We start from the raw sequence: 11,485 nt of genomic DNA on the forward strand, positions 1-11,485 counted from the left end.
AATAAAAAATAATACCATTAAATATACATAGTTATTTGGAATGAAATCCATAACAATGAGAAATACATTATGGGCTTGTATGCGGGATAGATATTACCAACTAAAAGACGAACCCGACTTCTCAAACTACATAAAAAACCTAATAAAACTATTGGACCAACCCTTTCCACAACAACAAGAGGCTGATAAATACTTCCCCAAAGGAGTTGGCCTGATAGAACTATATAATGAAATTAATGAACAGACCGGAGAAATACCAGAAGATACAGAACAAAGAGAAGTCTACCTAAAACTTGCAGTTGGAGCGAAATACAAAGAATACCAAGAACTAACCAAAAAAACAAAAAGACAACTAGAAGAAATGATCGATTTCTATAGTTCACAAAGGAAAAAACCAGTAGAACTAGAAAACCCTTCTGCAATACTTTCTATTCTCGGACTACCAGATGGAGCCCTTAAAGAGGGAGCTAAAATCTGTATAAAAAAAATACTAGATCTTGGAGATGATGTAGAAGTAAGTATATCCAAACGAGGAAGAAAAACAACCCCTAGAATAAAAAGAACAACAAATCGATATAAAGCAGTTGTTTTTTCCCGATATGGCCGGCCCTTCTGTAAAATCGGAGCCAACTCTAAAAAACTCGATGTCGGAGACGCAGAAAAAAACAAATTTGAACCAAAAACCTATCACTCAAAAAAACTCCAAACCAAAGAACAACTGATAAATGAATTTCAAAAACAATACAAATCAATAAAAAAAGCTTACAACGACCTCGAAAACATATAAAAAATGGATTAATAAAAATGAACCAAAAAGAACGATTGGAGAAAGCAAGAGTCCAACTACTCCTAAACAACCCTTTTTTCGGACACCTTGCAAACTACTTCCAGTTTGAAGAAAACACAGATATAAAAGGCCCTATAACAACAAAAGGCGAAACATTAGTTTTCAACCCCAAAATAACTGAGAAATACAATACCGATGAACTCATGACATCTATAGCTCACGTAATAATGCACACCGCCTTAGGCCATATATGGAGAAGAGGCAATAGAAACGAAGTAATATGGAACGCATCTACCGATCAAGCAGTAAACCACCTACTAAATGCCAGTGGATTCACCATCCCAAATAAAATTGAACTAAAAGCAAGTTTCAGAGATAAAAGTGCAGAAGAGATATACATAGAACTAAAAAAAGAGATAAAAGAAAAACAAGATACAAGACCAAAAGAAAAACAAAAACAAAATGCAACAGATAACGATAAAAAAACACCAAAAGAAAAAGAAGAAGATAGGGTAAAAGAAAAAATCAATCAATACAAAGGAGCAAGCCTTGAAAACACAATAGATAGCCATGAAAAATGGGAAAAAGCCTCTAAAAAACAACAAAAAAACATACAAGAAGAATGGAAACGCAGAATGACAGAAGCTGTTAATCATGCAAAAAAAGATGGACAACTACCAAATTCAGTTGAAAGAACTGTTAAAAAACTAACTAAACCTAAAGTGAATTGGAGAAACCAATTAAGAAGATACGTTATACAACACGCAAGAGACGACTATAACTGGATGAAACCAAACAGAAGACTCTTACAATACAACATATACTATCCATCCGCTAGAAATGAAAAACTTGAAATAGCAGTCGCAATAGATACAAGCGGAAGTATAAGCCAGAAAGAACTAGAAACATTTCTATCAGAAATGAAAGAAATAATAGGATATACTGACAACTACCGCATAATCCTAATCGCATGTGACGCAGAAATACAAAACTACATGGAAATAAACTCCCAAGAAACAACCAACATAAATAAAACAATCAAAGACTTCGCCAAAAACCTCAAAGGCGGAGGAGGAACCAAATACTCACCAGTACTCAAAAAACTAAAAGGAAAACAAATCCAAGCCCTAATCTACCTAACAGACGGAAAATGTAATGAAAAAATAAAAAAACCAAGATACGACGTTATCTGGGCAATATCAGAACAAGGAACCACCGACAGAATAAACTTTGGAAAAAAAATCTGGATACAAACCAAAAACAACTAAAAAAATATACCTAAAACCTTCAAAAAACCCTAAAATCTAAGAATTCAAGCCAAAACCAAACCAATAACTATAAATAACTGAGCTAAACCGTACAACAAAATAATAAATGGCTCTAAAAACATAGAAAATAAATACCTACTCCAAGCAATCAATAAATCAGAAACCAAAAACAAAAAACCCCCAAAATACGTTAATAAAACCGATATATTAAATAAAGGCTCAGAAGGCAAACGTAAAGCACTAACAAAAACCATTAAAACTAAAATAAACGCATAAATAAACACATAAACACCTTCTTCACTCAAACGACCTCTAAACCTATAAAGGAACAAAAAAACCACAAACAATGGTGGTAAAAACAATATATACCTTAAAGCAGAAACCGCAAACAAACTCGCACCACTTGAAACAACGAAAAAAACAATATAAAACAAATGAGCCATAAAAAAAGAAAACAATCCAAACAAAAAACACCTATCACCACTAAACATCAAAAAAACATCTCCAAATAAAGACAAAAATAACGCCAAAACAACAAGAAAGTCAACAACCCTCAAATCAACAAAAACAATAAAAAAACCAATTAAAGATATCATTAAAAAAGGCTTCAACAACCAACGTAAAAAAACAACACTATCACCTAACAACACAATACCAAATTCTACAAAAAATAAACAAAATACCAAACCCAAATAAACCAATAAAAAACCAAACAACATTCCAATTATATAAATTTCTAATCAAGTAAAATAAAAACTACGTAAAAACAAAAAAACAACAAACAAGCCCCATTAAGTTAAACATCTAATCGTTTATTTCATTTATCTAAATAACCTACCAATCAAACGAACAAAGTAAAATTAATCAAGACATCCAACTTCCACTTAAGTAAAAGGACATATTAGTTTTTTCAAATCCTATCCATCAATTCTTTTTTCTTTTCTTCATATTCCTCATCTGAAATATTACCTTTCTCCCTTTCAGCTCCAATTCTTTCTAGTTGTTCGACCGGATCCTGCTGAATTTTGTCCTGTAGATCACGTATATGCCCAGATATCTTAACACCCCTACCCTCAGTTGTAATCATTTTCATCTTCTGTTCTTTAGTTGTTATCCGCATTATGTCGAAACCTTTCCTTTCTTCCACTTGTATGTCAAGGATATCCTCAAGCCTAATGTCTTCGAATCGCCTTCTTTTTCCAAGCAACTTGGTTTTTTCAGAATTGTATACTATCAATCTTTTGTTAGTTAAAGCTATTATTGATTTGTCTTTATCCTTTATTTTAAAGGTTGACATCATCTGGATTTTTTCGTGTGGACCAAGCTTCTCACTTAAACCAGAATACTCATTGACTCGCGGACCACCAACTTTCTCAATTTTTTCAAACTCCTCTTCTTCATCCTTAGTAGGCTCTTTTTCAAAACAAACCATTAATACCGCCCCAAATCTTCAAATGTACTTTTCATCGTTACACTGAACACTTTAACCATTTAATGGTATAATGTCTTCTACCTTTAAACTTAGCATATTCCTTCATTAAATTATTTATGAACTTCCAACAATATATAAATATCAATGCGCAGTATCTACCGTCTCGTTTATGCATCAACTGCAATACTAATTTTCATTTTCGGTCTCCAACTATTGGGAGAATCAACCCAAATAATAGCTGAGACCATTAAACCATTAGTCGAAGTCTTAATAACTGGAGACCTCTCTTCTTTAGGCGCTGCATGGGGATTGGCATATATTCTCTTAAACGGAGCCACAGCAGCAGCCATCGGAATAGCCTTTTTTGAATCAGGATTAATAGACCTAATCAATACCTACATGATGGTCAGTGGTTCAAGGTTAGGAGCCGCATTCATAGTTATTTTTATTGGAATCCTAGAGTACATCCAAGGAAAAAATGATGACCTTTTAGACTCATCCTCTGTTGGCATACTTCAATTCATTGCAACCTATATCGTTTATACACCTGCTATAATACTTGGATACCTAGCCATAACCTATTTAGACCTAAATTTCCTAGCAATACCTCCACCAGAAATACTAACATACAGCTTAGATCTATTATTCAAACCCTTTATCGACATTCTCTCACGATACTTAACCCATACCATCCTATTTATAACAGCAATTTTATTGATACTATTTAGCTTAAGGATTTTTGACAAAGCGTTCAAAGGAATTAGCGCAGACAAATTTAGATCTAATTATCTAAGATTCCAGTTATCAAACATATGGGTCTCATTTGGATTCGGAAGCTTAATCACCCTTTTAACAACAAGCGTAGCACTATCAGTAGGAATAATTGTCCCACTATACAACAGAGGATACTTCAAAAGAAAAGAACTCATACCCTACTTAATGGGGGCAAACCTAACAACAATGATCAGTTCAGTAATAGCAGCCGCAGTAATGAATTCCCCACTAGGAATGCAAGCAGTACTCACACTAACAATAAGCGTCCTAATCGTAACCATAGTTGCATTGGTATTCTACAACCAAACCTACAAAGCAATACAATATATCTTCGACCACATAATGCTAGAAGACAGATATCTAGCCATATTCATTTTCCTACTCATACTAACACCAATACTATTAATTATCCTATTCTAAAACCAAAAACACACCAATAAACCAAAAAAATCCACATAAAAATTAAATTTCCCAAAAAACCAATCAATCTAAAGAATATCAAAAAAAGTAACACCCTACCCAATAACTAAACTACAAAAATCCAAAACTCATAAAAAAACAATAAAAAATAGATTTAAAACTCAACATCACAAAATAATTAAACTAAGCACAAAACACAAAACTACAACCACAAAACAAAAAAAAATAAAAAAGATAGAGAGTTAAGCTCAAGAACTATAAAGCTCCTAAACCCAAAACCCTCAATATCTACTCTCTTTCAAAGAAATACCTTACGTTGTCAACCACCATTATACAGGCTGACCATTATCATCGACAGGCGTTAAAGTAACTTGCCACTCTCCATTTCCATTGCTTATAATTTCTTCAACCAGTATAAGTTCCCATACACCTTGATCATCACCAAGTGCCCATCCAACAGGTTTACATGGTTCAAGATTATCCCAAGTAGATGACCATCCATTTGCGTATACATTCACTTTGATTGGTTCAAACCCTACGTTATGTAACCACATCCTGTCCCAAAATTCATCAACGTCAACTATATCTCCAACTTCAAGCTCGGTTTCCTTATCTGTATCATATAGCTTTAAAGGGACTTCAGGTTCTGTTAAGTCTACTACTACGTGGTCTTCTAATGTTGTTTCATCGTTTGTTTGTAGTGCTTTGAATGTCATTGTGAAGTTGAATTGGTCTCCTTGGTATTCGTTTCCTGCGTCTGCTGAGAGTTTGTATGTTTGGTTAACCATCATGCTGTCTCCAGGTTCGAGGACTCCGAGGAACATCCAGTTGCAGTCTACATCGCCTACTGTCTCTATATCAAATAGACAGAGCGGTATCTGTTGACCATCGATTGTCAATGTGTATTCTGTTTGGTTGTGTATGTCGTCTATTCGGTTTATATCTACATTGGTTACGTTTCCTTCTTCATCGAATTGTGGGTTTGCTTCTATTGTCCATTCTGGTTCTGATGAGAACATTTCATTAGTTACTGGACATTCAAAACGTTCTAGTCCTGTGTTGTAGTCGGTTACGTCTATATGTTTGTATATTAGTGCTGGGTTTGTTCCAACGTTGGTTAGTTCTACGTTAGCTTCTTCGGTTGTTTTACATGGCTTCATGTCTATCATTTCGAATGATTCCATCCATGGGTTTTGGTCGTTTATTGCTATGTCTATGGTTCCTGCTTGGAACATTCCATCCGCTTGTTCAGTGTCACTGAAATATGCGAATGTTCCTGCACCTGCAGCAACTCCTATTAGGCCGATCAGCAATACGCTGAACAAAGCCTTTTTAGATATCATCTATTTTCACCTTGCATAGAGATATTGATTTAGTGTATATAATGGGGTATGTAGGTTTTTTATGTTTATTAAAGCCTTTATTGAGAGTTATTTTTGTAAAACACTTATTTGTGGTGTTTTTTAGTTATGTGTTTTAGAGATGTTTTTATAAACGACTGTTCTGTAATAACCTGAATGAAGTAGTTTTTTTGTTTGACCGTTCATATGTCCTATCGCGAATGTATGGATTGACGTTGTATGGAAATGAACTCTATTTTGGTGTTGATGGTTTATTTTTTCTTCCTTTAAAGATTCTAAAGACACCAGAAACCCAACTTAAAAGATACAGGTTTTAGACCTTCACTCCAAACAGATGTTAGGCATGTCTAGGCATATCTAACTCTATAGAAATAAACAATAATTTTCAACCATCACCTAAAACCAATAGATAAGCGGTTTACATTCTACCAGAAAAACTAAACCTCTCTAAAGTTCTTGAGAAAACAGTTTTTGAATCAATATATAAAAATTAAAGTAAAAATCCTTACTGATGCCTAGATTTTCTAAGTACAAGATATTTTTAAATAATTAACTATTTTTCTTAGATATTAGGGTTATAAACTTCCTAAACGGGCTAGACGTAAATATTAAGAAAGTTTCTTTTGATATATACTGTGGTCGTTAGAAGGGACGTTGTAAAAAAAGACAGGATTATGGCATTTGCTATACAACTAAGAACTAGGTAAAGTAAATGCCTAAGAAAAAAACACCCGTAAGAATTGACAAAGAACTACACCTATGGGCTATAGAATATGGCTTCAATATCTCTCGGTTCCTAGAACACCATCTTTAACATAACAAATCAAGTTTGGAGATATCTAGGAAAATTGAGTGCGGGGGGCGAGATTCGAACTCGCGAACCCCTACGGGACAGCGCCCTCAACGCTGCGCCTTTGGCCATGCTCGGCAACCCCCGCAAAACAAACAGGAAAAAGACTTCAAATATTGTTTAGACCCTCAAAGAGGAAGTCAAAAAACCTAACCTTACTCTAATATTCCAGTTTATAAACTTCCTTCCATACTTAGGGTCAATTACTTTTATTTGTTTCCCATTAACCAGAATCACTATATATCTAAACAATAACCTAAACAGGAAATAAGTAAATTAGATAGAGATATATAGTTTAATATATAAACTATATATATAATGAAAATTAAAGCTGAAGAAAAAAAATGTGTAAATGCGTTTGATTATACAGGTGATTGGGACTCATGGCTAGACCGACTTCATGGAGGAATGAAAACTGCAGAAAAACTCGGTATGTCCGAAGAAAGAATCCAAAAAATAGGCAAAAGACTAGCAGATCACCTCTCAAAAAGCATTTGTGCTTCAACTCCAGAAGAACAATTAATGAAAGACCTCTGGAACGTCGCAAGTGAAGAAGAACGAAAAACCATGACAGCCGTTTTCTTCAAACTTCTAGATAAAAGAGGGTTGTGAAAAAAACCCATAACTAAAATAGGATCCTAAAACCTGATTTAAGATAAACTATTCTCTCTAATTCGTTCATACCAACTTGTTCTTTGAGGATGATATAACTGATCCGACTGATCTAACCAACGTAACCCAATTTGATATAGTTAGTTCATACACGCCTACAAGACTGGATAGAGAGCTCTTAATGTCTCTACCCAGTCACTTCTCAATATATGTCCCACCATTCTTATTAGCATTATCTTTTAACCAGAACCTACTGCAGAGAACCCAGCATTGACCAAATCGCTCCGTATTCTCTTTTTCACTACCCCACCAACAAATATCTACACCTAAACCTCTATCTCCCCAATAAAAACCAATATATCATAACCCGGGTTTAAAACTACATCTTCATCACTAGAAAAATAAAAACCTCTTTTAAAAACATCATAAAAAATAGTAATAATTTAACAGCCTTTTTTCACCTTATACTGCTCCATACCTGCTTATTATCCAAAAAACCAACCACTATTTAAGTAGATTTGCAATGATACTTAAAAAAACTTTGCTCAGTCTAATATTAATAGGTATAATAAGTTTATCTATAACAGGGGCAACCTATTCTTTTTACTCAGACACAGAAAACTCTGAAAATATAAAACTAACAGCAGGAACAATTGACATATCAGCTGGAATAGACCTCGCAAATCTACAAAACCCACTAGACATAACAATAACAAAAGAAATCAACAATGAAGAAAAAAAATGGATAAACACCACAATTAAAAACATAGGCACAAACACAGCAAACATATACCAAACAACCCAAACCCAAACCACCCCAACACAAGTAATAAACTACTCCTTAAATATAACTAAATACGAAAACAACCAACAAATCAGCCAAAAACAAATAGAAAACAAAACAATCAACGAAATCCTAAACCAAAATAAATACCTCGAAACACTTCAACCAAACCAATACCTAAAAATCAACCATGGATTCACAACAGACACAGAAACAACCAACAACCTAAACAAATTAACACTAGAAATAACCTTTACAGCCAAACAAACAAACACAGAAACAACCAACAAATTCTACGACAACTACAACAAACTCACAATCGAACTAAACCCAACCAACAACACAACAACAAACCAAGAAATAGACAACACAACAACAGAACAACAAATAGACAACACAACAACAAACCAAGAAATAGACAACACAACAACAGAACAAGATAACAACACAACAACAGAACAAGATAACAACACAACCAATAACCAAGATAACCAAGAAATAGACAACACAACAACAGAACAAGATAACAACACAACCAATAACCAAGATAACCAAGAAATAGACAACACAACAACAGAACAAGATAACAACACAACCAATAACCAAGATAACCAAGAAATAGACAACACAACAACAGAACAACAAATAGACAACACAACAACAGAACAACAAATAGACAACACAACCAATAACCAAGATAACCAAGAAATAGACAACACAACAACAGAACAACAAATAGACAACACAACAACAGAACAACAAATAGACAACACAACCAATAACCAAGATAACCAAGAAATAGACAACACAACAACAAACCAAGAAATAGACAACACAACAACAGAACAACAAATAGACAACACAACCAATAACCAAGATAACCAAGAAATAGACAACACAACAACAGAGGGTGAAAAGTGTGAGACTCGAGATGTTGAAATGGCTATATGTTGAAATGGCTTGTAGTGGTCTTATGTGTTTGAGTTGATTGGTTTTTGAGTTTTTGGTGATAGTGCTGTGATCAGTAGGTTGTGAAATGTTGGTTTTTTTGTTTTTATGAATAATTGTTTTTTATTAGTTTTGGTTTTGTTTGGAAAAAACTAAATATGTTTTTGGTTAATTTATTATTGGTTTAGGAAATGTTTTAGGGTGTGTGTTTTATTTGATTTTTGATAGTTTGGTTAGGTTTGTTGGTGATGAAGATGGTGTGAGTCCGGTTATTGGTGAGATTTTGATGGTTGCGATTGTTGTTTTGATGGCTGGAATTGTTGCTGCTTTTGTTTTTGGGGTTGTTAGTGTTCCATCTCTTACTCCCCAGGCATCGATAGTTGTTGATGATGTTTCTTTTGAGAATGAGGATTGTTCTATTACTTTGTTGCATAAAGGTGGTAGTTCTTTAGATGTGGATGATACTAGGGTTATTGTTAGTGATTTAGATGATGGTGAAGTATTGTTTTCTATGTTTTTGGGTGATGTGGATGGTGTGAGTGGTGAATGGTTGGTTGGTGAGAGAATTAGTTTTGTATGTGGTGAAAATGATTTTGAGGGAGAGGTTGAGGTTAGGGTGGTTGATGAGCCTTCTGGTGGTACTATTAGTGTGGATGTTGTTATGATTGATTGATGGGTTTTAGTGGTTTTTTATAGTTCTTTTTTTATTGCTTGTTTTAGTTCTTCGTAGTTTTGTTTTTTTTCTATGTCTTTTACGTTTTGTTTTACGTCTTGTGATGGTTTGTATAGGTATCCTTTGTTTGCTTGTCTTAGCATTGTTAGGTCGTTGAAGCTGTCTCCGACGGCTATTGTGTTTAGGTTGATTTTGTTAAATGTTTTTATTGCGGTTAGTTTTATGTCTATGTTTTTTGGTGGGGTGTATCCGTTTAGGTATCCTTTTTCGTTCCAATGTAGGGTTCGGGCGAATACCATTGGTTTATTGAATTCTTTCATTATTGGGTTTATGAATTCGTAGAAGGAGTCTGTTAATATGGCTACTTGTGCTTTTTGTCTTGCCCATTTGACGAATTCTGGTGCTCCTTCTAGTGGATGTATATTTTGGATTACTTCTTTTATGTATTCGATGTCTATGTCGTTTTCTTTTAATACTTGGTATCTGTGGGCCATTAATTCGTCGTAGTCTTCTATGTCTCTTGTTGTTAATTCTAGTTCTTTGATGTTGGTTTCTTCTGCGACTTCTTCCCAGATTTCTGGGATTAGTATGCTTTCGAGGTCTAGGCATATTATGTTCATATTTATCAACGTTGATTTTGTTTTTTTATATTATGAGGTTTGTTGAGCTGTATAGAAAGATTATTCCGAATGCTAGGAGTGTTATAGCGCTTAGGTATCCGGTTGTTGTTTGGAATTTTTTGCTTTTTTCTGCCCCGATTTTCATTATTGCTGGAAAGGTTGTTATCCAAATTAGTATTCCTATGAAGAATCCTGCTAGTAGTAATAGGCTTCCTGTTTGGAAGTTTATTCCAAGTATGTCTATGTTTCCTGTTTGCAGTATTGTTATTCCTACTGTCAGCCACCATATTATTTGATATGGGTTTGTTAGGGAGAGTGTGAATGTTTTGTATATACCTTTACCTTTGGTGTTTGGGGTTGTGGTTTGTTTTGTGGTTTGTTTGTATGTTCCGTATGCTATGTAGATCATTATTATTCCTCCGAAGGCCATTATTGTTGCTCGGAGGATGTTTGAATTATATATTATTGTTGTTGCGCCTATGAATGCTAGTATTAAGAATAATAGGTCTGCTGATAAGGCACCTAATCCGGCTTTGAATCCAGCGCTCCATCCTTTAAATACACTTTCTTCTGCGATTACTGCGTTTATTGGTCCTGGTGGAGCTGCTAGTGAGAGTCCTAGTAATAACCCTCCTGTTAGGGAGAGTAGTTGGTCTGCTATCATTTTGATGTTTTTTAGAGGTTTTTTATAATTCTTTGTTGTATTTTTCCGCTTCTTTTTTGTTTACTGCGAACATTTCTCCTTCTTCTCCGGTGTATACTAATAGGCTTGTGCATTTTTGTATTACATCTGTTGGTCGGTATTCCTGTATTCGGGGTTCTTCAGGTGGTATTCCTATATAAATCCATGTGCAACAACTTACTGGGTTTTCAAATGGTTTTTCTTCTATCTGACATTCAAGTGATTTACCACAAGTGGGACATCCTACCTCAATCATAGAAATAGGTATATTGTT

At 34.4% G+C, this 11,485-nt stretch carries 13 protein-coding genes and 1 tRNA gene; 6 read left to right on the plus strand and 8 right to left on the minus strand.

Annotated features, from left to right (window positions below; translation table 11 throughout):
* The first annotated feature begins 40 nt into the window (after positions 1-40).
* Positions 41-787, plus strand: a complete 747-nt coding sequence (locus QEN48_RS06065) for a hypothetical protein (protein WP_280108008.1) — start codon at positions 41-43, stop codon at positions 785-787.
* 17 nt (positions 788-804) lie between these two features.
* Positions 805-2,055, plus strand: coding sequence for a VWA-like domain-containing protein (locus QEN48_RS06070; RefSeq protein ID WP_280108009.1), 1,251 nt, complete (start codon positions 805-807; stop codon positions 2,053-2,055).
* A 44-nt stretch (positions 2,056-2,099) separates the two neighbouring features.
* Here the strand turns inward: QEN48_RS06070 and QEN48_RS06075 are convergent, their stop codons facing one another.
* Entirely contained in the window at positions 2,100-2,774 is a 675-nt protein-coding gene (locus QEN48_RS06075; RefSeq protein ID WP_280108010.1) for a lysoplasmalogenase, read from the minus strand.
* A gap of 191 nt (positions 2,775-2,965) precedes the next feature.
* Positions 2,966-3,487, minus strand: coding sequence for a PH domain-containing protein (locus QEN48_RS06080; protein WP_280108011.1), 522 nt, complete (start codon positions 3,485-3,487; stop codon positions 2,966-2,968).
* A gap of 144 nt (positions 3,488-3,631) precedes the next feature.
* On the opposite strand from QEN48_RS06080, the gene QEN48_RS06085 reads away from it, so the two are divergent.
* On the plus strand, positions 3,632-4,681 hold the full coding sequence (locus QEN48_RS06085) for a hypothetical protein (RefSeq protein ID WP_280108012.1): 1,050 nt from the start codon (positions 3,632-3,634) through the stop codon (positions 4,679-4,681).
* Positions 4,682-5,010: 329 nt separating this feature from the next.
* Here QEN48_RS06085 and QEN48_RS06090 read toward each other — a convergent pair whose 3' ends face one another.
* The 3 genes from QEN48_RS06090 to QEN48_RS06100 form a co-directional block, all read right to left on the minus strand.
* Entirely contained in the window at positions 5,011-6,024 is a 1,014-nt protein-coding gene (locus QEN48_RS06090) for a TasA family protein (protein WP_280108013.1), read from the minus strand.
* Between the two features lie 120 nt (positions 6,025-6,144).
* On the minus strand, positions 6,145-6,327 hold the full coding sequence (locus QEN48_RS06095) for a hypothetical protein (RefSeq protein WP_280108014.1): 183 nt from the start codon (positions 6,325-6,327) through the stop codon (positions 6,145-6,147).
* Positions 6,328-6,895: 568 nt separating this feature from the next.
* A tRNA-Leu gene (locus tag QEN48_RS06100) sits at positions 6,896-6,980 on the minus strand.
* Between the two features lie 230 nt (positions 6,981-7,210).
* Between QEN48_RS06100 and QEN48_RS06105 the strand changes: the two genes are divergently transcribed.
* The 3 genes from QEN48_RS06105 (at position 7,211) to QEN48_RS06115 (ending at position 9,909) form a co-directional block, all read left to right on the plus strand.
* A complete protein-coding gene (locus QEN48_RS06105) occupies positions 7,211-7,504 on the plus strand; it encodes a DUF3243 family protein (protein ID WP_280108015.1) in 294 nt (97 codons plus the stop codon).
* Between the two features lie 523 nt (positions 7,505-8,027).
* Complete coding sequence (locus QEN48_RS06110; protein ID WP_280108016.1) at positions 8,028-9,242, plus strand: SipW-dependent-type signal peptide-containing protein; 1,215 nt, start codon at positions 8,028-8,030, stop codon at positions 9,240-9,242.
* A gap of 208 nt (positions 9,243-9,450) precedes the next feature.
* Positions 9,451-9,909: a type IV pilin N-terminal domain-containing protein gene (locus tag QEN48_RS06115; RefSeq protein ID WP_280108017.1), complete on the plus strand. Its 459-nt coding sequence runs from the start codon at positions 9,451-9,453 to the stop codon at positions 9,907-9,909.
* Positions 9,910-9,926: 17 nt separating this feature from the next.
* On the opposite strand, the gene thrH is transcribed toward QEN48_RS06115, so the two are convergent.
* The 3 genes from thrH to QEN48_RS06130 are packed head-to-tail and all read right to left on the minus strand — an operon-like array spanning position 9,927 to position 11,467.
* Positions 9,927-10,529 carry a bifunctional phosphoserine phosphatase/homoserine phosphotransferase ThrH gene (gene thrH, locus QEN48_RS06120; RefSeq protein WP_280108018.1) on the minus strand — a complete coding sequence of 201 codons (603 nt, stop codon included), beginning with the start codon at positions 10,527-10,529 and terminating at the stop codon, positions 9,927-9,929.
* A gap of 25 nt (positions 10,530-10,554) precedes the next feature.
* Positions 10,555-11,193, minus strand: coding sequence for a LysE family transporter (locus QEN48_RS06125; RefSeq protein ID WP_280108019.1), 639 nt, complete (start codon positions 11,191-11,193; stop codon positions 10,555-10,557).
* A gap of 22 nt (positions 11,194-11,215) precedes the next feature.
* On the minus strand, positions 11,216-11,467 hold the full coding sequence (locus tag QEN48_RS06130; protein WP_280108020.1) for a hypothetical protein: 252 nt from the start codon (positions 11,465-11,467) through the stop codon (positions 11,216-11,218).
* Positions 11,468-11,485: the final 18 nt, after the last annotated feature.

Source organism: Methanonatronarchaeum sp. AMET-Sl, assembly GCF_029854155.1.
Taxonomy (GTDB): domain Archaea; phylum Halobacteriota; class Methanonatronarchaeia; order Methanonatronarchaeales; family Methanonatronarchaeaceae; genus Methanonatronarchaeum.

What these genes read in the sequence shown, in the direction of transcription:
- thrH (WP_280108018.1), bottom strand. Translation starts at nt 10,529, where the DNA reads ATGAACATAATATGCCTAGACCTCGAAAGCATACTAATCCCAGAAATC.
- QEN48_RS06070 (WP_280108009.1), top strand. Translation starts at nt 805, where the DNA reads ATGAACCAAAAAGAACGATTGGAGAAAGCAAGAGTCCAACTACTCCTA.
- QEN48_RS06065 (WP_280108008.1), top strand. Translation starts at nt 41, where the DNA reads ATGAAATCCATAACAATGAGAAATACATTATGGGCTTGTATGCGGGAT.
- QEN48_RS06075 (WP_280108010.1), bottom strand. Translation starts at nt 2,774, where the DNA reads ATGTTGTTTGGTTTTTTATTGGTTTATTTGGGTTTGGTATTTTGTTTA.
- QEN48_RS06085 (WP_280108012.1), top strand. Translation starts at nt 3,632, where the DNA reads ATGCGCAGTATCTACCGTCTCGTTTATGCATCAACTGCAATACTAATT.
- QEN48_RS06110 (WP_280108016.1), top strand. Translation starts at nt 8,028, where the DNA reads ATGATACTTAAAAAAACTTTGCTCAGTCTAATATTAATAGGTATAATA.
- QEN48_RS06125 (WP_280108019.1), bottom strand. Translation starts at nt 11,193, where the DNA reads ATGATAGCAGACCAACTACTCTCCCTAACAGGAGGGTTATTACTAGGA.
- QEN48_RS06090 (WP_280108013.1), bottom strand. Translation starts at nt 6,024, where the DNA reads ATGATATCTAAAAAGGCTTTGTTCAGCGTATTGCTGATCGGCCTAATA.
- QEN48_RS06105 (WP_280108015.1), top strand. Translation starts at nt 7,211, where the DNA reads ATGAAAATTAAAGCTGAAGAAAAAAAATGTGTAAATGCGTTTGATTAT.
- QEN48_RS06080 (WP_280108011.1), bottom strand. Translation starts at nt 3,487, where the DNA reads ATGGTTTGTTTTGAAAAAGAGCCTACTAAGGATGAAGAAGAGGAGTTT.
- QEN48_RS06130 (WP_280108020.1), bottom strand. Translation starts at nt 11,467, where the DNA reads ATGATTGAGGTAGGATGTCCCACTTGTGGTAAATCACTTGAATGTCAG.